25 protein-coding genes and 2 pseudogenes are annotated in these 21285 nt (G+C 71.1%); 10 read left to right on the top strand and 17 right to left on the bottom strand.

Annotation, left to right across the window (positions count from 1 at the left end; genetic code table 11):
• A partial coding sequence (locus CK505_RS11415; RefSeq protein ID WP_141246801.1) for a sigma factor-like helix-turn-helix DNA-binding protein occupies nucleotides 1–170 on the bottom strand: 170 nt, incomplete at its 3' end.
• Nucleotides 171–514: 344 nt separating this feature from the next.
• On the opposite strand from CK505_RS11415, the gene CK505_RS11410 reads away from it, so the two are divergent.
• Nucleotides 515–1441 (top strand): alpha/beta hydrolase, encoded by a 927-nt coding sequence (locus tag CK505_RS11410; protein ID WP_176475327.1) that lies wholly within the window; start codon nucleotides 515–517, stop codon nucleotides 1439–1441.
• 490 nt (nucleotides 1442–1931) lie between these two features.
• Here CK505_RS11410 and CK505_RS11405 read toward each other — a convergent pair whose 3' ends face one another.
• Entirely contained in the window at nucleotides 1932–2354 is a 423-nt protein-coding gene (locus tag CK505_RS11405) for a hypothetical protein (protein ID WP_095651125.1), read from the bottom strand.
• Between the two features lie 230 nt (nucleotides 2355–2584).
• Nucleotides 2585–2998 carry a hypothetical protein gene (locus CK505_RS18205; protein ID WP_126346323.1) on the bottom strand — a complete coding sequence of 138 codons (414 nt, stop codon included), beginning with the start codon at nucleotides 2996–2998 and terminating at the stop codon, nucleotides 2585–2587.
• Between the two features lie 958 nt (nucleotides 2999–3956).
• Between CK505_RS18205 and CK505_RS11395 the strand changes: the two genes are divergently transcribed.
• From CK505_RS11395 to CK505_RS11385, 3 genes are all read left to right on the top strand, one after another.
• Nucleotides 3957–4550 carry a recombinase family protein gene (locus CK505_RS11395; RefSeq protein ID WP_095651130.1) on the top strand — a complete coding sequence of 198 codons (594 nt, stop codon included), beginning with the start codon at nucleotides 3957–3959 and terminating at the stop codon, nucleotides 4548–4550.
• Nucleotides 4551–4737: 187 nt separating this feature from the next.
• Nucleotides 4738–5946, top strand: coding sequence for a heparan-alpha-glucosaminide N-acetyltransferase domain-containing protein (locus CK505_RS11390; protein ID WP_229586405.1), 1209 nt, complete (start codon nucleotides 4738–4740; stop codon nucleotides 5944–5946).
• 451 nt (nucleotides 5947–6397) lie between these two features.
• Complete coding sequence (locus CK505_RS11385; protein ID WP_141246812.1) at nucleotides 6398–6964, top strand: hypothetical protein; 567 nt, start codon at nucleotides 6398–6400, stop codon at nucleotides 6962–6964.
• A 105-nt stretch (nucleotides 6965–7069) separates the two neighbouring features.
• Here the strand turns inward: CK505_RS11385 and CK505_RS11380 are convergent, their stop codons facing one another.
• The 3 genes from CK505_RS11380 to CK505_RS11370 form a co-directional block, all read right to left on the bottom strand.
• Complete coding sequence (locus tag CK505_RS11380; protein WP_095651122.1) at nucleotides 7070–7297, bottom strand: hypothetical protein; 228 nt, start codon at nucleotides 7295–7297, stop codon at nucleotides 7070–7072.
• A gap of 30 nt (nucleotides 7298–7327) precedes the next feature.
• On the bottom strand, nucleotides 7328–7849 hold the full coding sequence (locus CK505_RS11375; protein WP_126350141.1) for a hypothetical protein: 522 nt from the start codon (nucleotides 7847–7849) through the stop codon (nucleotides 7328–7330).
• Nucleotides 7850–7940: 91 nt separating this feature from the next.
• The gene (locus CK505_RS11370; protein ID WP_126346321.1) at nucleotides 7941–8438 is read right to left on the bottom strand and encodes a hypothetical protein; all 498 of its coding nucleotides are present in this window, start codon (nucleotides 8436–8438) and stop codon (nucleotides 7941–7943) included.
• Between the two features lie 657 nt (nucleotides 8439–9095).
• Between CK505_RS11370 and CK505_RS11365 the strand changes: the two genes are divergently transcribed.
• The gene (locus CK505_RS11365; protein WP_095651119.1) at nucleotides 9096–10142 is read left to right on the top strand and encodes a serine hydrolase; all 1047 of its coding nucleotides are present in this window, start codon (nucleotides 9096–9098) and stop codon (nucleotides 10140–10142) included.
• 103 nt (nucleotides 10143–10245) lie between these two features.
• Here CK505_RS11365 and CK505_RS11360 read toward each other — a convergent pair whose 3' ends face one another.
• From CK505_RS11360 to CK505_RS11350, 4 genes are all read right to left on the bottom strand, one after another.
• On the bottom strand, nucleotides 10246–10650 hold the full coding sequence (locus CK505_RS11360) for a hypothetical protein (protein WP_095651118.1): 405 nt from the start codon (nucleotides 10648–10650) through the stop codon (nucleotides 10246–10248).
• Between the two features lie 97 nt (nucleotides 10651–10747).
• Nucleotides 10748–11485: a hypothetical protein gene (locus tag CK505_RS11355; protein WP_141246811.1), complete on the bottom strand. Its 738-nt coding sequence runs from the start codon at nucleotides 11483–11485 to the stop codon at nucleotides 10748–10750.
• Between the two features lie 53 nt (nucleotides 11486–11538).
• Nucleotides 11539–11691: a hypothetical protein gene (locus CK505_RS18465; protein WP_176475326.1), complete on the bottom strand. Its 153-nt coding sequence runs from the start codon at nucleotides 11689–11691 to the stop codon at nucleotides 11539–11541.
• Between the two features lie 113 nt (nucleotides 11692–11804).
• Nucleotides 11805–12272, bottom strand: coding sequence for a hypothetical protein (locus tag CK505_RS11350; RefSeq protein ID WP_095651116.1), 468 nt, complete (start codon nucleotides 12270–12272; stop codon nucleotides 11805–11807).
• 90 nt (nucleotides 12273–12362) lie between these two features.
• On the opposite strand from CK505_RS11350, the gene CK505_RS11345 reads away from it, so the two are divergent.
• On the top strand, nucleotides 12363–12887 hold the full coding sequence (locus CK505_RS11345) for a flavodoxin domain-containing protein (RefSeq protein WP_095651115.1): 525 nt from the start codon (nucleotides 12363–12365) through the stop codon (nucleotides 12885–12887).
• Between the two features lie 277 nt (nucleotides 12888–13164).
• A pseudogene (locus tag CK505_RS19070) lies at nucleotides 13165–13752 on the top strand (GAP family protein).
• Here the strand turns inward: CK505_RS19070 and CK505_RS18895 are convergent.
• Both CK505_RS18895 and CK505_RS18890 read right to left on the bottom strand, forming a co-directional pair.
• Nucleotides 13700–14149: a hypothetical protein gene (locus tag CK505_RS18895; RefSeq protein ID WP_255250938.1), complete on the bottom strand. Its 450-nt coding sequence runs from the start codon at nucleotides 14147–14149 to the stop codon at nucleotides 13700–13702. The pseudogene CK505_RS19070 and the gene CK505_RS18895 overlap by 53 nt on opposite strands.
• 76 nt (nucleotides 14150–14225) lie before the next feature.
• Nucleotides 14226–14360 (bottom strand): annotated as a pseudogene (locus tag CK505_RS18890) (sodium:calcium antiporter); the annotation flags it as partial.
• 449 nt (nucleotides 14361–14809) lie between these two features.
• On the opposite strand from CK505_RS18890, the gene CK505_RS11325 reads away from it, so the two are divergent.
• Nucleotides 14810–15373 (top strand): DinB family protein, encoded by a 564-nt coding sequence (locus CK505_RS11325; RefSeq protein ID WP_095651112.1) that lies wholly within the window; start codon nucleotides 14810–14812, stop codon nucleotides 15371–15373.
• A 58-nt stretch (nucleotides 15374–15431) separates the two neighbouring features.
• The gene (locus tag CK505_RS11320; protein ID WP_095651111.1) at nucleotides 15432–16004 is read left to right on the top strand and encodes a DUF664 domain-containing protein; all 573 of its coding nucleotides are present in this window, start codon (nucleotides 15432–15434) and stop codon (nucleotides 16002–16004) included.
• A 14-nt stretch (nucleotides 16005–16018) separates the two neighbouring features.
• Here CK505_RS11320 and CK505_RS11315 read toward each other — a convergent pair whose 3' ends face one another.
• Nucleotides 16019–16228 carry a hypothetical protein gene (locus tag CK505_RS11315; protein ID WP_095651110.1) on the bottom strand — a complete coding sequence of 70 codons (210 nt, stop codon included), beginning with the start codon at nucleotides 16226–16228 and terminating at the stop codon, nucleotides 16019–16021.
• Between the two features lie 94 nt (nucleotides 16229–16322).
• Nucleotides 16323–17054 (bottom strand): DUF72 domain-containing protein, encoded by a 732-nt coding sequence (locus CK505_RS11310; RefSeq protein WP_095651109.1) that lies wholly within the window; start codon nucleotides 17052–17054, stop codon nucleotides 16323–16325.
• Nucleotides 17055–17230: 176 nt separating this feature from the next.
• Here CK505_RS11310 and CK505_RS11305 point away from each other — a divergent pair, with 176 nt between their 5' ends.
• On the top strand, nucleotides 17231–17821 hold the full coding sequence (locus CK505_RS11305; RefSeq protein WP_095651108.1) for a thymidine kinase: 591 nt from the start codon (nucleotides 17231–17233) through the stop codon (nucleotides 17819–17821).
• Between the two features lie 34 nt (nucleotides 17822–17855).
• On the opposite strand, the gene CK505_RS11300 is transcribed toward CK505_RS11305, so the two are convergent.
• From CK505_RS11300 to CK505_RS18460, 3 genes are all read right to left on the bottom strand, one after another.
• Nucleotides 17856–18353: a hypothetical protein gene (locus CK505_RS11300; protein WP_017833799.1), complete on the bottom strand. Its 498-nt coding sequence runs from the start codon at nucleotides 18351–18353 to the stop codon at nucleotides 17856–17858.
• 404 nt (nucleotides 18354–18757) lie between these two features.
• The gene (locus CK505_RS11295; RefSeq protein WP_095651107.1) at nucleotides 18758–20452 is read right to left on the bottom strand and encodes an MDR family MFS transporter; all 1695 of its coding nucleotides are present in this window, start codon (nucleotides 20450–20452) and stop codon (nucleotides 18758–18760) included.
• A 27-nt stretch (nucleotides 20453–20479) separates the two neighbouring features.
• Nucleotides 20480–21151 (bottom strand): TetR/AcrR family transcriptional regulator, encoded by a 672-nt coding sequence (locus tag CK505_RS18460; RefSeq protein ID WP_095651106.1) that lies wholly within the window; start codon nucleotides 21149–21151, stop codon nucleotides 20480–20482.
• Nucleotides 21152–21285 lie beyond the last annotated feature (134 nt).

Below are 21285 nucleotides of genomic sequence, written 5' to 3'. Positions count from 1 at the left end.
ACCTCGCTGAAGGCCCCCTCCACCGGCGGGCGCGGTGCGTAGGACGGCGGGTCCGTGGAACGGAGCGCCTTCGCGACCGTGTTCCGCGACAGCGACAACCTCCTGGCAATCGCCGCCTGCGACAAGCCCTCCACCCGATGCAGCTGACGGATCAGCGCCCAATCCTCCACAGTGATCACTCTCCAATCGTTGGACGAGCTGCTCACTTTTCGACCGGAACTTCAGCTACCTATTCGACCGGAACCGACAACCGGTCACCCATGCGACATGAGGCAGTTTGGTTGCGTGACACTTGGGGGTGCGATCGGACTTCCGGGGACCGGTGGTGCGGGAGGTGTGGTGGGTTGCTGACCCCCGTCTCAGGCTCTGCCGGGACATGCCATTGCCCGGCTCACTACGCTTGAAGCATCACATTGGGGCCTCGGTCGCGCCGGGGTGACGGCGGTGGACCTGCAGCGGTTGGTGGTCTGGCTCTGGGATGTGCGGGGATCGGGGGGGCGTTGAGGTGCCAGCTGTGGTGGAGATCCGTTTTCGTTCCGAGGGTGCGGTGCTGGCCGGTCGTTTGTTCCTGCCTCCCGCGGCTGCGCCGGGGCCGGTGGTGGTCATGGCTCACGGCTTTTCCGCCACTGCTCACGGGATGGTCGCTGACCGCTACGCCCAGGCGTTCGCTGATCACGGTGTCGCGGCTTTCCTCTACGACCACCGAGGTGTGGGTCGAAGTCGGGGTGAGCCCCGAGGAGAGATCAATCCGTGGATCCAGGCCCGGGGCTATCGGGACGCCCTCGATGCCGTCTCTGCTTGTGACCGGGTGGACCCCCAGCGGGTGGCGTTGTGGGGGGACTCCTACAGCGCTGCCCAGGTGTTGGCGGTGGCCTGCGTGGACGAGCGGGTGCGCGCGGTGGTGGCTCAGACGCCGGCCTGCGGCCGGCATCCGGCGCCGCCGGACCCGGACGGGGCCCTGTATCGGGGAATGCGGGCCCGGCTCCTGGGCGGATCCGTGCGGGCCGAGCCGGAGCGGTGGCGCGGGCCGATGCCGGTGGTCTCCGCCGACCAGCTCTCGGCGCCTTCGGCGCTGAAGCCGTTGACCGCGCTGCGGTGGTTCCTGGAGTACGGGGCGCGATTCGGCACCGGGTGGGAGAACCAGGTGGTCCTCACCGCCCCGGAGGAACCGATGTGGCTACCGGTGCTGTGGGCCCAACATGTGCTGGTCCCGACCTGTTTTCTGCTGGCCCGTGACGATGAGATGCCCGGCTCGACGACGGCCGTGGCCAGGCAGGCCTTCGCCGCGCTGGGCGGTCCCAAGGAGGTGCACGAGCTCGAAGGCGGGCACTTCGGCCTGCTGTATCACCACGAGCCCGTCTTCGAGCGCTCCGTCGCGATCCAGACCCGGTTTCTGAGTTCGTGGATGCATGACAGCGAGAGGCCCGGTGACCGCTACTGAGACCCCCGAGGGATCGAGTCGGTGCTGCTTCCCCGCGCTGGGCGTCCCGCCTCTGCCTTGCACCTCAGCGGCAGCACCACCGTAGTCGGTGACGGAATCGGGTGGAGTGCGTAGGGCGCCCGCGCTCCTGAGGCCGTGGACGCGAGACTTTCCGCCGGGGACGGATCCTATGATCGCCGCGGCGGGGTGTGACGGGGGCGGGGCGGCCCCCCGGCCACCCCGCCCCAGTTGCTTCTGCGCGGACCAGTCATCTGGCCAGCACCTCGGATCCCCCCGGAACCACGGTGCGGCCGGTCGACGCGCCAGAAGCTGGAGGATGGTCTGATGCAGATCACCTGTCCCCCTGATACGCCACGATGCTCGCTCCCGCCCCGTCCGGCAATTCCGGGGGTGTGTTGGGGTTCACAACATGACACATCCATGTGCGGTTGCTAATAGGGGTGTTCCGGAGTGGGTGGCTGGTGCGAGAAAGGCTGGTCCGTGTACAGGATCAGCCGCAGACGTTTGAGATTTCGCCGTCGAGATCGTCGAGCACCCACTCCGAGAGCTGTCCGGCGGGCACGAGGAACGTGTCCTCGCCCAGCAGCTGCGCCTCCTGAGCCGAGAGGGGTTCCTTGACGGCCTCGCTGTCGTGGACTGCCAGTGCAGCTGCGTAGCCGGCGGCCAGCTCGGCGGCCCACTCCCGGTGGCCGGCGTAGCAGGGGTGCTCGGGATCGGGGCTGCACGCCTCGAGCCACCGTGCCGGCTCCCGCGGAACGGAGGCGGCGGGCATCGGGTGCTGGTGCAGGTCCCAGGTGACCTCGGCCCAGCGACCCACGGGAGTGGCCACCATGGGGTAGTAGGTGGCAACCCACTGGGTGGGAGTGAGGGGGTGCAGCTCAACGGCCAGAGCCCCAGAGACGGAGATGGTCATGCCTTCTTCCTGTTCGCAGGTGACGGATCGTCTGGCGGTGGCGGCCTGAGGCGCGGTCGCATCGCCGAGTCTGGGGGGCCCGATGGTGATGGCCCAGGGTAAGCACGGGGCCGACAACTATGGAAGCAGGCTGAGCAATGTGACAGCAGGCCGCCTTTCAAGCCCGGGGATGCCAGGCCTCTCACCTGGTCCGGATCCTGGCTGGAGGTCGCCGGTGGGCTGGGTCGGTGTCATGGCCCCGGGTGTGTCTGCTGTTCGGGTCTTTCGTCGCGGCCGTGGGTGACGTTGCGGAGCTCAGCAGAGGAGGGGGCGGTTGGTGTCGGGAGGGTTGCCGCCAGGTGCGGTGCGATGCGGGCCAGACGATCGAGGTATCCGTGGCCCTCAAGCTCGGTCAGCACCACGGGAACACGGATTTTGGGGGTACTGGATCGGGCGGCGAGATCAGCCAGGGCCAGTGCGTTCCCGGCTCCGGTGCAGGCCACGGCCCGCAGAACACGTCGTGCCTCGGCGCTGAGCCGGGGATCAGCGGCGGCCTCAAGAGTGAGAGCCTCCAGCGCCGGGCGCAATGCCTGGAAGACGGCGGCGCGGGCCGCTGGGCCCAGGGTGGAGGCGCCTGAGGTGTGGCGGGGTTGCTCAGTGTCCATCTGCTGCTCCTCCGGTCGCGGCCGGAGGGACGTCGTGGATTCACCAGGACGGTCATCGTCAGGGGCGTGTTGGCCACTGCCTGCTGCGGCTCATCCGTCCCTACCGGTGCGCCGGCCCCCTCGATGACCCAGTCCGTGACCTGTGGGACCGGCCACGTGCACCACCGAAGAGTTCTTGGACCCGGTCACCGTGAAGGAGAGCTGCCGCGCCCTGGCAAGCAGAAGAGACGTCCCCCGACGACTGATCACATGGTCACAGGACTTCTGCCCACCAAGGCGGCGGCATGATCACCGCCGAGGAGCCAGCCCCCCGACTGGCCTCCCTGGCGTGCTCCACGCCGGGCCGACCGGCCCCCCGACCGGCGGCCCTGCGTGATACCCCGAACCTACTCTCTAGTAGGAAGAAGATCCATCTTCATGTTGTCCCCATTTGCGCCACTATTCAGAGCCGCGTGAAGGGCCATGGGGTCCGAGGCGACGATGGTGTGGAAGGGACCTGCGAGGGGGGCATGCCCTGCGGGGCTTCCTGACCGATGCGGCGTCTCTTCTCGGGGGTGTATTGAGGATCCCCGCGGGCATGCGCAAGGCCGGGCCATGCGCCCGGCCTTACGGGTGGGAAATGTCTTTCACCACGAAGACAGTGTGGTCCTGGCGGTAGCCGTTGGCGAGAGGTTTGAGGATGTGGCGCTGGACGGGGCTGACGTGCTTGGTGTCGGAGCACTTCCTCCCCACAGTCACAGGCCGCGAACCGACCCGACCCATGACCTTGCCGATACCAAGCAGAGCAGCCTGAAGATTGAGGATGACAGTGGATCGCACGGCATGGGATGCCAGACGTCTCGTCGGGAAAATTTGCGTCCGCATGTTTCCGCGGTCGGGCATGTCTCGTATCTATGTACTTTATCAAGGTCTCCAAAAATCGAGTACTCAACGTTAGTTACGAGACAGATGGGTGGACGTGGGCAAGCTGATTGGGTACGCGCGAGTTTCGACGCGGCAACAGGACGCAGACTGTCAAGTGCATGACCTCCTGGCCGCCGGCGTGCGGCGCGCTGATGTCTACATCGACCATGGAGTGTCTGGAGGACGCGCGTCACGCCCGCAGTTCGACCGTGCTGTGGTTGCGCTGGAGAAGGGCGACACATTGGTGATTACCACGCTGGATCGCCTGGGCCGGTCGACGCAGAACATGCTGACCTTCGCCGAGGCGCTGCGAGGGAGGGGTGCCGGTCTGCGGGTGCTCAACCTCGGTGGGGGAGACGTGGACACCGCGACACCGATGGGCTCCATGGTCTTTACCGTCATGGCCGCGCTGGTCCAAATGGAACTGGAGATCAAGCGAGAGCGGATCACCGACTCGGTGGCCAAGCGTCGGGCCGCCGGCAAGGACTTCGGCGGACGGCCCCAGACCTTCACCGACTCCCAGATCCGCAACGCCCTGCGCCTGATCGACGGCGGGGAGCCGGCGACCCAGGTCGCCCGGGACCTTGGGATGTCCCGCGCCACGCTCTACCGGCGGATCCGGGAGCTGCCGGTGCCGACCACCTTGTGAGCGAGCGGTCGTCAACGACTTGAATGCGGCGGAGGTCAGGTTGATGTGCACCGTAGGGTTCGCAGAATCTTATGGAACCTACAGGCTTTCGCAACGGCAACGACAGGTGCAGCAGAGATCCTGAGCACAGGATGGTCCCGGCGGCTGGGGCCGTAAATCCGGGTCCGCTCCGGAGATCGAGGCAATCATGAGTTGGACATCCAGAACGGAGGGGCCCGCCCTGGCGGGTGCCGCCGACGGTGCCCGCAGGTCCTCGAGATGGTGGGACGGCATCGACGCGGCCCGCGGGCTAGCGCTGCTCGGGTTGCTGGCGGTGCCTTTTATGCCCGCCGATGACCACGAGATCCAGGAGTCGACCTGGTCGGGCCTGCTCCTGTCGGGGGCTCCGGTGGCACTGTTTGTCCTGCTGGCCGGGGTGGGACTCGCCTTCGACTCCGGGGGACGATTTCCACACCGAGGCAGGTGGCTGGCCGCTGATCGGATGGGGATGGCCGTGCAGGCGATCCTCATGGCCGCTGTAGGCCTGGGGGCCGGGGCACTGATGCCCGAAGGTGCCCCGGCGGACAACATCTTGATCTACTACGCGGTTTTTCTCGTGCTGGCGATTCCGTTTCTGCACCTGTCGGCGACGGCGTTGTTCGTTTGCGCGGCACTCATGTGGATCGTGGGCCCGCTGCTGATGCAGGCCATGACCGAAGTCATGCCCGCGTATGCCCCCTCCACCCCCACCTCCGTCGACGGGGTGAGCGGGGCCGCGGGCAGGATCTCCCACCTGCTGTTCACCGGCAGTCACCCGATCCTGTCGTACATGACCTGTCTGCTGGTCGGGCTGGGCTTGGGGCGGATGCGACTGCGTGACACGGGGGTCCAGGTCCGGGTGCTGGTGGTGGGAGCATTACTGGTGATCTGCGCCCAGGCGGCCTTCGTGGTGTCCAACGCCTTCGACGGGTACGACCGATTGCTGACCAGCAACCGGACCAGCATGGAGGTGCGGGTGTGGGGCCCGGAGGTGTTGCCCACCGACTCGCCCTGGTGGCCGGCGCTCATTCCCGCGCCCACTGGCACCGCGTGGACGATCGCGGCCGGCCTGGGCGTGGGACTGCTGGTGCTGGGGAGCTTGCTGCTGGCCACCAGGAAGTTCGGGGCGTGGTTGCTGCCGCTGTCGGCACTGGGCGCGATGGGTCTTACCCTGTACACCGCCCACCTGGTGGCGCTGTCCTTCCAGGCCCACTACGACCAGCCTTCTCTGTGGTACCTCCTGCCCTTGGTAGTCGTAGCGCTGGTTGCCCGGACCTGGCAACGAGCAACACTCGGTCCGGGGCCGCTGGAGCGGGTAGTCAGCACCAGCGTGGAGGCGACCCGCCGTGCTGTGCTCCACCGCTCCCACCACAGGTGAACACCAGTCAGGGAAGACCTCCACTACGCCAGGCTTTACTTGGGGCCCGGTTAGCGGCGAACCGTGCTGCGGTAGAAGTTCCTGCTTGCGCTGGGATTCCGCCCGGCGAGTCGGGTGGCAAGGGGGCCTGGAGGCCGATGTTAGGCTTCGCGAACTCAATGGAAGTGATGTCATGCACACCAAAGTCCGAGTCGCAGCGATCGTCGTTCTCCTTCTCGCACTGGGCCTGTTCGCCATTACTGAATGGCTGCCCGCCCTCCTCTTTCTCCCCGCGGCAGGAGGTGCACTCCTGCTGAATGAGTCCGGGATGCTCACACCTGGGCGGCCCCGTAACGACAGGGACCGATCACGCTTCTAATCGTCGCGGGTGCATGGGCATCGGCACGTGCAGTTGAGGTTCCCCTTTTGTGCGTCGTGGTTCCCGCCCGAACCGGCCGGTAGCGTCGTGAGCGTGACGAGTAGCGGCGACGCGGGGGCTCACGCCCGGCTGATGGACGGCTCTGCAGCGCCGACGGTGGGTCAGCTGGCAGTGCGCTCCATACCGGCTTCCTTGGTCGCTGTGGCCGGTCCTCCGCTGGTGGCTGTGGTCCTGCCTGGCGGAACGGGGGACGGATGGTGGTTCCTGGTCGTCTTCTTGCTCTTTGCGTTGGCCGGGCTGGTCCAGTATCTCGTGCAGCCGTCGCAGCCTCGACTGGACAAGCGGGTCAGGCAGGAGCGGTGGAAGTGGGCGCTTTCGTCGGTCATCAAGACCAGGGAGGTGCCGGTGGATCCGGGGGTGCGGGCTACCGCGGCGGCGGTTGCCTGCACCGAGCTCCAGATGTTCGTGGTGCTCATCTTCTTCGTCCTGGGAGTCGTCCTGGGCATGCTCATCCGTCCGGAAGCGCCGTGGTCGAGCTTTCTCGGTGCCCCGATAGGCATGGCGCTGGTGTCTGCCTTCCGGCTCCGCCGAAGCCTGATCTATCTCACGGTGCTGCACGCTCAGGCACGACCCGGCGGGCAGCAGTTTCAGCGTCAGTAGTTGAGGAAGCAGTGCGATACGAGGAGCGTCGCGGAGGCTGCCGCGGTTTCGATGATCTACGGGGTCCGCCGCCTTGGATGTGCGGTTCTTGATCTGGAGGGAGCGCTATTCGTCTCTCAAGCGCTGCTTCAGGCGTTCCAAGCGCTCTTGGTACTCCCGGTCTTGTTTCTTCATTCCTCGCCACACGATGACGAACATCGCGAAAGTGGTCAGAGCACTCACCACGGTGTTCCAAGAGCTTCCGCTGACGACGGTGATCATCACGGTGGTCGCCGCCAGGAGGCCACAGGCGATCGCGAGGGTGCCGCTGATCGGAGCTTTTCCGGTGGCCATGGTGCCTCCTGTCGGGTTTCCCTGTCAGCTTCAGGGGTGGGCTTGAGACGTGGCGTGCCGCCGGCGGACCCAGCGTGCAGTGGCCGCTGCCGCTGCGGCGGCGCCAGCAACGACCGCTGATGCCAGCAGCGCCAACACGCTCAGGAAGACGACCGTGCCGGCGATGTCGCGCAGGGCCTGTCCGGGCGGCAGGGCTCCCGGGGTGAACCAGCCGTTGTTCCACACCAGCACCGGGGTGCCCAGCAACGCGGCCAGCAGGTAGGCGGCCGGCCAGAACGCATACGTCTCCACCCGGTGCCCCTCACGCCAGCCGCGCACGAGAGCCCAGGGGACGCTGAGCAGCAACGGCCCGAGCATGGCGACGAGAGGGGCACCGATCACGGCCCCTCCACCCTTGGGGGCGGTGACGATGATCAGCCACAGGCCCGCGGCGAAAGCCAGCGCCAGCACCACCGCCCACAGCAGGATGCGCAGACCCAACCACAGCACCGCCCTCGGCCCGGGGCGCGGGGCAACCGGTGGCCGTGGGTGCTCAGATGCGTGCTCGTTCATCGGTTCTCCCCTCGTGGATGAAGTGGGCCACCGCCAGCAGGGCCGCAATGTCCGTCATGGGCGCGGAGTCCTCTCACAATCCCTAATGGGCTCAGCCACGGCGAAGTCCGTGCCCCCGGCCGGGATCGTGGGGTCGTTCCTCGGCGTGTAGGAGGGTGAGGAAGACCCAGCTGCGGCGGGCCCTGCTGATGAGAACGAGGGCGAACACGGTCAGCAGCCCGGCGATGAACCCCCAGAAGGACGACCAGCGCAGCACCCCGGTGAGGGCGAACGCCACCGCGGCATAAAAGACGAACGCCGCGAGTTCGATCCGCCAGATGGCCACCGCGCCAGCGGCGGCCCGCAACTGGGGGTCCTGCGGCACGGTGACGGTCGAGGAGGCACTGCCGAGGATCCACCCCACCCGATCACGGGCCACGTACTGGGTGGGACGCGGACCCGGTACGTGCGTGCGCCGGGAGACCGAGTTCACCAGCAGGATGTAGGCCAGGGACACGGCCGAGGTCCACAGGCCGCGTTGGTCCTCGCGCAGGACTCCGAACTGCCACCAGACCAGCAACGGCAGACCGACCACCAACAGAGCACCCACCCAGAGGCTGCCCCGAAGAACCCGCAAAGCCGAGGGGATCGGGGTGCTGTCGACCTGTGGAGACGCCCCCTCCTTCGTACGCCCGTCCTGGTCCATGGTGCCGAAGCTACCGCCTGGCACAGCCGGACGTCTCGACACAGAAGAGGGGGCCAGCCTCCGCAGTCGGGCGGATTCCTCACCGGAGGGCCGGCCGCAGAGCGCACAGCGGCGAGCTCATCGTGCTTCCAAGCTGAGGCCACAGTTGCCGCGCCGGCGGCGAACCAGACGGTCAGGAGGGCGCCGTCGCCTCTCTAAATATGGCTGGCTACCAATCACTTCTCGGAAGTTCGGCGTTGCAGCGGGGGTTCATATGCCCGCCGCGCTGGTTCCCGTTGCGGACGCAGGTGTCTGCAGCGGTTCACGGCGGGATCGGTCGTCGTTTGGCGCTGAGGGGCCGAGCGCAGCGTCTTGGCGGACTCCGTCTGCGTCGTCTGTATGGTTTGGACGGTTTCGGTCTTGACACCGCAGCGACAGAATTTCAAGGTGGCGTCAGACCGTTGCGACGTCCGTGGAGTCGCGCATCTGGGGGATGCCATGCACAGCCATCCGTCCGGGAACCACCCCGGTGATTCCGGGGCCCAGCCAGGGGAGACCCCTGAGTGGTTGACGGAGGCGGTGATGACCATGATGCGCACCGGGCGCATCCCGGGACTGTCCCTGGTCGTGGTCGACTCACAGCGGTCGTTGTACGCCGGCGGGTTCGGAACTGCTGACCTGGCCACGGGGGCGCCCGCGACTCCGGCCACGGTGTATCTGTGGTTCTCCATGACCAAGATCGTGACCGCCACGGCCGCCATGACCCTGGTCGAGGACGGTCGCCTCGAGCTGGACGCCCCGGTGGCCGACTACGTGGACTGTCTGCGCGCCCCGCGTGCCTCCCAGCCCACGGTAGGGCAGCTGCTGACCCACACCGCGGGGTTGTCCAATCCTCTGCCGCTGCGATGGGTGCACCCGGCCGAGCAGGAGCCGCCGGCGGCCGAGGACCTGCTGCGGTCCGTGATGAGCCGACCGCGCCCCTACCGCCACGCCCCGGGGCACAGGGCCCGATACACCAACGTCGGCTATCTTGCGCTGGGTCAGATCATCGAAGCCGTGAGCGGTATGCCGGTGACGTCCTATCTGCGGCAAGCCGTGCTGGATCCGGTGGGCATGACCCACACCGGGTTCACCTACCGCCCGGAGGCCCCAGCCGCCACCGGTTGTGTGCGCGCCCCGCGCGCCGCCGATCCGCTGCTGCGCCGTCTGCTCCCACCCGGGGTGGCCGGGACCCGTCACGGCGCCTACCTGGGCCTGCGGCCCTTCTACGTCGACGGAGCCGCCTACGGCGGTCTGGTCGGCGACGTGACGGATGCCGGACGTTTTCTGCGGCTGCACCTGGGTGATGGCCAGATCGACGGGCACCGCATCCTGTCCGCTGAGACGGCCCGATCGATGCGCGTGATCGAGCACCCGGGGAAGCCCTTCGACCACGGCATCGGCTGGTTCCGCCGCCCCACCCGGGAAACGGGGCAGTGGGTCGAGCACTTCGGGGCCGGCGCCGGATTCTGGAACGTCATGCGTCTTTACCCAGAACACGGCCTGGGCATCGTGGTCATGACCAACAGCACCACGAGCTACGACTTCGAGCCTCTCTTCTCCCTCCTCACGACCGCCTCCTGGTCGTAGCAGGCCCGGGGCACGTCCGTGAGGGGGCCGTGGGCGTCCGTCGTGCGGCGGTGCCGGGCTCCCACGATCCGTGCGGGCGGACGGCGAGCGGCACCGTGACCGCTCAGGGGTTCGTGGTGATGTCCCCGCCGAGCTCGTCCCGGAGCTGCTGCAGCGGGGCCGCGTCCCTCGAGATGACGACCCAGTTGTCCGCGTGCAGGAAGGAGGCGCCCTGCTCGCTGCTGAGGGTGTTCAACAGCCCCTCCATGCGCTCCTCGGAGTCCGTGACGGCCATGGCCATGCGTCCGTTGGCGCAGTCCAGGTAGGTGGTCTCCGGGTCGGCCGGGGCGCGCAGCTGGTCCGTGCCCGGGCAGTCGATGCCGGCCCCGACGACGTCGTCGCGCAGCGCCGTCGCGTCCTCGTAGGCGGCCCCGCCGGCCACCATCGCCTGGATGTCGTCGGCGGTCGGCGCGCAGCCGGTCAGGGCGAGGGCGGAGAGAGCGAGCAGAGCGGGAACGGGTCGGCGCATGGGACGTCCTGTCGTCGAGGGGATCGGGTGGCGTGCTGGGGCCGGCGTGCGGACGGGGGCGGGCCCGGGTCCGGTGCGCCGTCCGTCGGCGCCGCGCTCACGGGGCGGCCCCCTGCTCCGGACGGTGGTGCTCGTCGAGGACACGGGTGAGGACCCGGCCCGGGGTGTGCCGGTACTCGGGGTCGATGCGCTCGAGCACGGCGACGATCGCCTCGACGTCGTAGACCACGGACGGGTCACCGCCGTGGTGGCTCCAGCGGCGCTCGGCCACCCACGCCCACACGTGCACGGGCCGGCACCGCCGGCAGGTCCCGTGCTCCGCGGTGAGACAGTCGGGCCCCACCGGCTGGTTGAGCCCGGCGATCTCGGCGGGAGTGCGCCGGTGGCGCTCCACCACGGCCCAGAACCTCTCGTCGGGGATCCGGGAGAGGTCCGAGCTCAGACCGGCCAGGGCTTCTCGCGCCCGGACCACGTCGTAGTAGAAGTCCGGCCTCGACCAGGGCGGAACGCGGTGCCGGGCGCGCAGTGCCTCGACCACAGCCGCCTCCTGCGCCTCGGCGACCTCGGCCGCCGTCCGCGGCGACGGGTCCGCGGCCGAGCGCCAGAGGCCGTCGAACAGGGCCGCGCCCTCGGTGCAGGCCTGACGGACCAGCAGCGTGCCGACGTCCGGGGAGCGCCGCTGGGACCAGAGCGCCCCGGAGAGCCGCTCGTAGACCTGACCGTCGTCCAGGGTGAAGCTCCTCCGGTCGGCGGCCACGACCACACGGCGGGTGGTGGGCTCCCCGGTGGCTCCGGTGCGGGCGGGGATGACCACCGCGCGCGCACCGGGGTACACGGCACCGCCCTGGTTCAGCCTCCGCCGCTCGTCCACCGTCCGGTGACCCCGGCTCAGCAGACCGGCCGGCGCGGCCGGCTGCGGGACCCGGGGGCGCGACGAGCCCGCGACCCGGCCTCACCACGGCCCGGGGCGGGAGAGACGGCCGGGGCGCCGAACGGCACGAGGACCGGGTCGGTCTGCCGGGCGACGGGCTCAGCGGCCATGGTGGTGCTCCTCGTGGAGTCGGGGTCGGAGTCGGGGGTCGACGGGCGACGCGGGCGTCCGGCGCCTGCTGGGGGAACCGTAACAGCCGCCGCGCCCGGGGCGGCGGAGGTCGTCAGGCAACGGGCCGGCGGTCCTCCCCGGCGAGGGCGCTCATGCGGTCCCCGGCGGCGTCCATGCCCAGCGAGGCGAACACCGCGAGCGCGGCCATCCACCGGCGCGGATGGGCCGCCCCGCCGGCGACCAGCCACCGCTCGAGCATCGCGTCGATCCGCAGCGAGGCGGCCTGGACCCCGCACGTCGCCGCGCCGAGACCCAGCAGCAGCGCCGCCCGCGCCGCCACCGGCAGCCGCTGCGCCGCGACAGGGCTCCCGTCGGCCAGGGGCCCGACCTCGGCACCGGCAACGACAGAGTCCTCCCCACCGGTGTTCCGGGAGAGCACCCACCCTCCTGCGCCGGCGACCAGGACTCCCGGCACCACGACGTACGCGGCGCGCACCCGGGGCGACCAGCCGGACGGGGAGACCAGCGTCAGCGCTCCGGCGGCCGCGGAGCTGGTCAGGGACAGCACGAGATCGTTCATGGTTCTACGCTACGTCCCGCGTCCCCGGTCGTCACCCGGTCCGGCCGGTCGTCGGCCTACGCTGGGGGCAGGACCGAGAGGGAGGCGGAGATGCGGATTCTCGTCGCACATGCCAGCGCACACGGATCGACGGCAGAGATCGCCCGGCGGATCGCCGACGTGCTCCGGGACGAAGGCTCGTCGGTCGACGTCGGGCCCATGGAACAGCAGGACGGTCTCGGCGACTACGACGCCGTCGTGCTGGGCAGTGCCATCCACGACCAGGACTGGCTGCCGGTGGCCACCGCGTTCGTCCACCGCCACCAGGCCGTGCTGCGGATCCGGCCGGTGTGGCTGTTCAGCGTGGGAATGTCCGCGGCCCTGCCCCGGATCCTTCGCGAACCGGCCCGCCGCGCCCAGAACCGGCGGCTGGCCGCGTCCCTGCGGGAGGTGGTGCACCCGCGCGGGCACCTGCTGCTGTCCGGGGTAGCGCAGGCCGAGCAGCTGCCGGGCTGGGCCGGCCTCCTCCTCCGGGGGACCGGGGGGCGCTTCGGCGACCACCGGGACTGGCCCCGGATCGAGGCCTGGGCCCGCGACATCGCCGGGACGCTGAGGACGACCACCCGCGGCGGGTGATCCGTGGCCGCCCCAGCGACCTCCACCCTGGTGGAGAAGGACGTGCCCCCGAGGCCGGTGTTCCGATCGTCCGCGTCGCACGACGGGTGGGCCCGGGTACCCGGGGTCCCAGCCCTCGTCGAGGGGAGCGGTCGGCTCGACCGCAGCCCCGGGCGTCAGCGGCCCGGTCGCGGGCACCCGTTCCCAGGAGGTCGTCGTGCCGGCAGCCGCAGCCGCGGGTCTCCCGATCGCGCTGGGACTGCTCGCCGCCTCCCTGCCCGTCGCCGTGATCGTGCCGATGCTCGTCACCAGCGGGACCCGGAGCGCGGTCACCGCGTTCCTGTCCGGCTGGATCGCCGGGATCGCCGTCGTGGCCGCCCTCACCGTGCTGGTCGTCGACACGACCCTGCCCCGCGACGATCCCGCGCCCTGGGTCGGCGTCCTGCGGGTGGTGCTCGGCGGCACGCTGCTGCTGCTGGGGGTCAAGCAGTGGCGGAGCCGGTAGCGCGAGGGGTCGCAATCGCCGCGGTGGATGACGGCGGTCGACACGATGACGCCCTCGAAGGCCCTGGCCGTGGCCTTCCTGCTGGTCACGGTGAACCCGAAGAACGCGGTGCTGGTCGTCACGGGGGCGGCCGCGATCGCGACGGCCACGGCGTCCGTGGCGCACCAGGTGCTCGCGCTCCTGCTGTTCACGGGGGTCGCCAGCGCCGCGGTCGCCGCCCCGGTGCTGCTCCACGTGGTCCTGGGGGACCGGGCCGCCACGGTGCTGGCGGCCGCGAAGGGATGGATGACCGCCAACGGTTCCTGGGTGATGACCGTCGTGCTGGTCGTCATCGGCGCGGTGCTTCTCGGCAACGGTGTGAGCGGACTGCGGTCCGGCTGACCGTGACCGTGCCCCGGCCCACCCGCGGCGGCTGGGGGGCGCCCGCCGGCCCGCCGAGCCCGCCGAGCCCGCGGCGCTCGCGGCGCTCGCGGCGCCGGCCCAGCTCGTGGGCGCTCACCGCCACGAGGGTCATCACGACCAGGGGCAGCACGAACGAGACCATCACGGAGCTGAACCCCTCCAGGGCGTCGTGCTCGGTGACCGCCAGCAGCACGTACCCGGTGTAGGCGAAGTACAGGAGCAGGAACAGACCGCCCTCCCAGCGGGCCACGGCGAACCCGGTGAAGGCGTTGGGCAGCAGCGCCACCACGGCGGCCGGCATCACCGGAATGTTCAGGGCCACGGCCACGGCCGCCGCCGGAACCGGCAGGCCGCTGTCGACGAGGATCGCCGGCACCCGAGCACCAGTCCGAGTTCAGCAGGCAGCTGCCCACGACGTTGCCGATGGCGAGATCCCGCTGTCCCCGGCGGACCGCGACGACGGAGGCCGCCAGTTCGGGCAGGGACGTCCCGAGGGCGACCACCGTGAGCCCGACGACCAGGCCGCTGACGCCAAGGGCCGTGGCGACGTCGACCGCCCCCTCGACGAGGACCGTGGCCCCGGCCACCAGGAGCCCCACTCCCACCACGACGAGGACGAGCGAGACACCGGCCGAGGCCTCCCCGGCCGGTGACCCGTCGACATCGGGTGCGGCGGGCGGCCGGTCCGGCGGAGGGTCCGGCGCCCCGGCGGGGGAGGCGGCGTCCCGGCGGCCGATCAGCACCGTCAGGACCCCGTGGACGACCACCGCCGCGAGCAGCACCGCGCCGTCCGTGCCGCTGTCCCGGCCGTCCAGGGACACGAGCGCAACGCCATGCCGAGCACGATGCGCCCCACGTCCAGGACCGTCATGGGCGCCGGTCCAGAGCCGCCGCCCGGGAGGACAGAGGCAGTGCGCGGCATCCGTCACAGCATGGGCGCTGCGCGGATGCGGACAGGATCTGTCCGCCACGGGGAGGACACTGGACCTGTCACCGGACGCTGCGCCGGAGGCGCCCCGATCAGGAGGGAACCGCCATGACCGACCTCGACGTCGCCGCCTGTGCCGCCGACCAGATCGACCGGCACTGGACCCACCAGCTGCGGCCCCGCCTCGCCGGCCTGACCGACGAGGAGTACTTCTTCGACCCCACCGGCGGGTCCGCGTGGACGGTCCATCCCCGGGCCGAGGAACGCACCCCGATGCAGACGGGCCGCGGGGAGCTCGTGCTGGACTTCGCCTTCCCCGAACCGGTGCCCGCGCCGTTCACGACCATCGCCTGGCGGCTGGCGCACGTCGTCGTCGGGGTCCTCGCCGCGCGCAGCCACGGGCACTTCGCCGGGCCCGAGGCGTCCTACCAGAGCTGGGCTTACGCCGGGACCGCGGAGGAGGCGCTGGCCCAGCTCGACCGCGAGTTCGCCCGCTGGACGGCCGGGGTGCACTCGCTGACGGACGCGGACCTCGCGCGCCCGTGCGGTCCGGCGGAGGGCCCGTACGCGGAGCTGCCGATGCTCGCCCTGGTGCTGCACATCAACCGCGAGCTGATCCACCACGGGGCGGAGCTCGCCCTGCTGCGCGACTTGTACGCCCACACCCGCTGAGCCCCTCGCCGCCCGCCTCGTCCCCGATCCGCGCCGCACGACACCTCAGGAGCCCACTGTGTCCTTCCTCACCCCCACCGTCACCGACGAGCGCGACGCCCTGGCGGCCTTCGCGAGCCAGCAGATCCGCCAGGTCGCCACCACCCTCCAGGGCCTCGACGCCGAGCAGCTGCGGGCGACGCCCTCGGCGAGCGCCATGAGCCTGGGCGCGCTGGCCCGGCACGTCCTGTTCATCGGCGGGCACGGTCCGTTCGCGGTGCTCACGGACCCCCACCGGACCTCCGGGGAGCCGCTGGACGACGCCGGCTGGGCCGCCGGGGCGATCCTGCCGGAGGCCGTGCAGCCGGAGGACACCGCCGAGTCCCTGGGCGCGGCCCTGTACTCGCTGGCCGACCGCGTCGAGGCGGGCCTGCGCACCGCGGACCCGGAGGCCCGCATCCCCGTCCCGGACGCCCCGTGGTTCCCAAAGGACCTGGGGACGTGGCCCGCCCGGTGGGTGGCGCTGCACATGGTCGAGGAGAACGCCCGGCACGCCGGGCACGCCGACATCCTGCGCGAGTCCCTCGACGGGCGGACCGCCTACGAGCTCAACGCCCTGGCGGACGGGGAGACGTGGAGCCCGCAGGACTGACCGGCCCGAGGGGTCTACTCGTCGTCCGGTGGGCGCCCGGTCCCCGCCTCCGGGTCCTCCGGCGGCGGGGCGTCGTCCTCCGCCTCCTCGGGGGGAGCGTCCGCGCGCCGGTTGCTCTCGTCGGTGGTGGCGGTCAGCCACGTCTCGTCGCGGACGCCCAGTCCCTCCTGGCTCGTCTCCGCCCAGGCCTCGTCGCGGTCCGCGGGCCCGGGGTAGCGGTCCATCTCCGGCTCCTGTCCTGCTCGACGGTGATGGCCCAATCCTATGCCCGGGCCCGGCATCCCGCGCACGGCCTCCCGCGCCCGGCCGGGGATCTCCTCAGCCGCCCTCGAGGAGCCGGCGCAGCGTCAGGGCGTTGCGCACGGCGTGGCCGTCGCCGTCGTTGTTGAAGTACGCGTAGACCTCGCGGCCGCCGTGGTGCCACTCCCGGATCCGGTCCGCCCACCAGGCCAGGTCCTCGTCCGAGTAGGAGCCGGCGTAGAGGTGGTGGTGGTCGGGGCCGTGGAAGCGGACGTAGACGAAGGGGGCGGTGGCCTCGAGGACGCAGGGCAGCCCGGCCCCGCTCATCACGCAGTACGCCGCGCCGTGGCGCCGGAGCAGCTCGAAGACCTCCGGGTGCACCCAGCTGTCGTGGCGGAACTCCACGGCGACGGGCAGCCAGTCCGGCAGCCCGGCCAGGAACCAGTCGAGGCGAGCGTCGTCGCGGGCCTGCGCCGGCGCGAGCTGGACGAGCAGCACGCCGCGCCGGTCCCGCAGCTCGTGCCAGGACTCGGCGATCCGCCGGCTCCAGGTCTCGGGCGCGTAGAGCTTCTTCGCGTGCGTCAGTCCGCGGGGGGCCTTCACCGTCATCCGGAAGCCCTCCGGCAGGCGCCGGTTCCAGCCGGCGAAGGTGCTGCTGCGCGGCCAGCGGTAGAAGCTCGCGTTGAGCTCCACGGTGGAGAAGGCCCGGGTGTAGATCTCCAGGCGCTTGGCCGGGGCCGTGCCGGGGGGATAGAGGACGTGCTCCCAGTGGTCGTAGCTCCACCCGGAGGTGCCGATGTGCCAGCCCATGGGCTCCAGGGTAGCTGCGGAGGGCGCCGGGTCCGGCCGTCGCGCCGGGCGCCGGCCGGCCGCGCGGCGGACGTAGGGTGTTCACCGGCACGCACGGCGCCCCCGCCGAGCACCCCGCACGACCCCAGGAGAACGCTCATGACCACCCTCGCCCCCCGGCCCGCCGGGACCCGCTGATGGCGAAGCTCTACTTCCGGCACGGGGCGATGAACTCCGGCAAGTCCACCGTGCTCATCCAGGCCGCGCACAACTACGAGGAGCGCGACCAGACGGTCCTCGTCGCCAAGCCCGCGATCGACTCGAAGGGCGCGGACACCGTGGTCTCACGGCTGGGGGAGTCCCGGCGGGTCGACCTGCTGCTGGCCCCGGAGGACGGGGCGCGCGAGCGCTTCCGGGCCGCTGTGCGGGAGCGCGGACCGGTGCACTGCCTGCTGGTGGACGAGGCGCAGTTCCTCGCCCCGGGCCAGGTCGACGACCTGCTGCGCATCGCGGTGCTCGACGGCGTCCCGGTGCTGGCCTACGGGCTGCGCACCGACTTCCGCACGGAGGCGTTCCCGGGCGCGGCGCGCCTGCTGGCCGTGGCCCACACGGTCGAGGAGCTGCGCACGATCTGCCGCTGCGGGTCCAAGGCGATGTTCAACGCCCGCACGGTGGACGGGGAGCCGGTCTTCGAGGGCGACCAGGTGGCCATCGACGGCGTGTCCGTGTCCTACGAGTCGATGTGCGCCGGCTGCTACCTCCGGCACTCCGGCGGGCGCCTGGGCTGAGCCGGGGACCCGGCGGGCCGGCCCGGGGACGGCGTCAGGGGGTGACGTCCCGGTCGTCCTCGCGGCCGTGCCGGTCGACGACCGCCCAGAACAGGTCCTCGGGGATCGCCTCGAGGTCGGGGTGCAGGGCGGCGAGCTCGTCGATGATGGCGGCCACGTCGTAGTGGGCGTGCACGTCGCCGCGCCGGGCGAGCCGGTTCGAGGCGATCAGGCCCTCGACGTAGGCGGTGTGGTCGGAGTCGGTGAACGTGCTCAGGACCGCGTCCGCCCACAGCTGCTCGAAGGCCGGATGGCCCTCGGTGACGAGCCGGACCGGGGCGTGCGCGCCGTCGGGCTCGGCGGGGTCGGCCTCCGGGGCGTCCCGCACCGGTCCGGTGGTCTTGGCGAACCGGGTGCCGTCGTCGACCGTGACGGTCCGGTCGGTCTCGTCGACGACGGTGTGCCGCTCGGTGCGCAGGACGGGGCCGCCGCGGACCACCACGGCGCGGGTGCCGACGCCGGTGGCTCCGCCGACGTGGTGGTGCTGGCTCACGGCGACCTCCTGGGGTCTGCGCTGCGGGGGCGGCCGATCCGCCGGGTGCCTGATGCGCAGAACCTAGCAGGCGGCGCCGACCGCCGGAAGCCTCCGTGAACGCGGACGGCGCCGCCGGAGGGGCTCCGGCGGCGCCGAGGGCGCGGGGTGGACCGGGGCTCAGCCGCCGAGCAGCACCGCGCGGACCAGGTCGAAGAACATGCCGAGGATGGCCGTGAAGTTGGGGTTGAAGAACGCGTCGAACTCGCCGACCAGTCTGATCATGACAGTTCCTTCCGAGGGGGGTGGGTGGGGCCCGGGCCGGGCGTGGATCCGGCCCGGGCCCGAGCCTACCGGGGGTGTTCACGGAAGCACATGGCCTTTCGGCCAGTTCCCGCCCCGGGCCGGCCGGACGCCGGGACCCGTCAGGGGGCGGGGGTGCCGGTGGAGGACGCTCGGCGCGCGTCGTCGTGCGCCGCTGTCTCCTGCGCCGCGGCCTCCATTGCGGCGGCCTCCTTCGCTGCGGCCTCGTGCGCGGCGGCCTCCGCGCCGCCGATGGCTTCGCCGCGGGCCACCATGCCGGCGGTGTCGGAGAGGGGGATCTGCTTGAGGAACACCGCGAGCACGAAGGCCAGCAGCATGAAGGGGACGAGGTACCAGAACACCGGGGCGAGGGAGTCGGCGTACGCGGTGACGATGCCCTCGCGGACGGGCTCGGGCAGTTGCGCCAGGGTCTGCGGGTCCAGGGTGGCGGTCGCCTCCCCGGCCTGGGCGGCGGAGGCGCCGGCGCCGGTGAAGACCGCCGTGAGCTGCTCCGAGAGGTTGTTGGTGAAGATCGCCCCGAAGATCGCCACGCCGAGGGCCGCGCCGACCTCGCGGAAGTAGTTGTTAGTGCTGGTGGCGGTGCCCACCATGGACGGGTCCACGGCGTTCTGCACCACGAGGACGATGACCTGCATGATCAGGCCCAGGCCCGCGCCGAGCACGAGGAGGTAGACGCAGATCAGCCAGATGGGCGTCTCGGCCGCCAGCGTGGTCATGGCGAGCATGGCCGAGGCCGTGACGAGCGTGCCCGCCAGCGGGTAGCCCCTGTACCGGCCGGTGCGGGAGATCCTGAGGCCGGACCAGATCGAGGTGCCCATCAGCCCGACCATCATGGGGACCATGAGCAGCCCGGACTCCGCCGCCGAGGTGCCGGAGGACATCTGCAGGAACGTGGGCACGAACGCGATGGCGGCGAACATCCCCAGCCCCAGGGTGAGGCCGATCGCGGTGGCGTTGACGAACACCGGGTTGCGGAACAGGCCCAGGGGGATGATCGGGTCCTCGGCCCGGGTCTCGTTCCAGACGAACAGCGCCGTGGCCACGACCATGCCGCCCGCCCAGGCCCAGGTGGCGGCCGCGCCCCAGCCGTGCTCGGCGTTGCCGCCGAACTCGGTGAAGAAGATGAGACAGGTCGTCGCCACGGACAGCAGCAGCACGCCGGCCACGTCGATCCTGCGGGTCGCGCGCTTGTGCGGGAGGGTCAGGGTGAACCACGCGATGGCGAAGGCGGCGATGCCGATGGGGATGTTGATGTAGAAGGCCCACTGCCAGGTGAGGTGGTCCACGAAGTAGCCGCCGAGCAGCGGCCCCGCCACGGCGGAGAGCCCGAAGATGCCGCCGAGCGGGCCCATGTACTTGCCGCGCTCGGAGGCCGGGACGATGTCCGCGATGATCGCCTGGGAAAGGATCATCAGTCCTCCGCCGCCGAGCCCCTGCAGCGCGCGGAAGGTCACGAACTGCCAGAAACCGGTGGCCAGGGCGCAGCCCACCGACGCGAGGGTGAACAGGGCGATGGCGACCAGGAAGAGGTTGCGCCGGCCCAGGACGTCGCCGAACTTGCCGTAGACGGGCATCACGATGGTGGTGGCCAGCAGGTAGGCCGTGGTGATCCAGGCCTGGTGCTCCACGCCGCCCAGCTCCCCGACGATGGTCGGCATGGCGGTGGAGACGATCGTCTGGTCGAGGCTGGCGAGCATCATCCCGGCGATGAGGGCAGAGAAGATGATCCAGATCCGCTTCTGGGTCAGCACCAGCAGCGGGGCGTCCTGCGCGACCGCGGGCGGGGTGGTGGTCATGGGCTTCCTTCGGTGTCCGGGGACGGGTCAGAGGTGTCGGGGGGGAGTGGCTGAGGGGGTGTCCGCGGCGGTGTCCGGCGTCGTCGGCGGGGCGGTGGCGCCGGGGGAGAGCAGGTCCCCGGCGAGGCGGACGTTGCGGGCCAGCAGCTCCGCGAACTCCTCCAGGGGCGGGGACTCGTCCGGGTCGGCGCCGGCCGGCCGGGTCTCGAGGAGCTCGTGGACGGTGTGCCCCGCGAGGTGGGAGACGACGGCGGCGGCCACGCCGGGGAACGGGTCCCGCTCCCGGCAGCCCTGTCGGCGCGCGATGAGCTCCGTCAGCTCGGCCAGCCGCCGTTCCATGGTCTCGGTGAGCCGCTGGAGCAGCACGGGCTCGCGGCGCAGGACGTCCAGCAGCAGGGTCCGGTCGTGGGGACCCTCCAGCAGGGCGAAGGACTGCACGACCAGCTCCTGCAGGGCGCTCAGCAGCGGCGCTCCGTCCGGCGCGGAGCCCCCGGCCACGAACTGCTCGCCGAAGGCCTCGAGCGGGTCCCGGGCCGGGGTGCCCAGCACGGCGTCGTCCTTGGAGGCGAAGTAGTTGAAGAAGCTCCGCCGGGAGATCCCGACCTCCGCGCAGAGCTCGTCCACGGTGAACCCCGCCAGCCCGCGCTCGGCGGCCAGCCGGCGCGCGCCGGCGATGAGGGAGCGGCGGGTCCGGCGCATGCGCTGCTCCCGTGCGCCCGCCGTCACCGGAGGCGCCCGAGATCGAATCGATGTTGCACTCACGACATCATAGTGCAACTTTGCGGCGGGTGGTGCCCGGTGCGCCGTCGTGCCCCCGTCCGTACGCTGGACCA

Origin of the sequence: Kocuria sp. WN036 (assembly GCF_002287015.1) — a bacterium.
GTDB lineage: Bacteria > Actinomycetota > Actinomycetes > Actinomycetales > Micrococcaceae > Kocuria > Kocuria rosea.
This window is presented reverse-complemented; position numbering and strand designations above follow the sequence as displayed.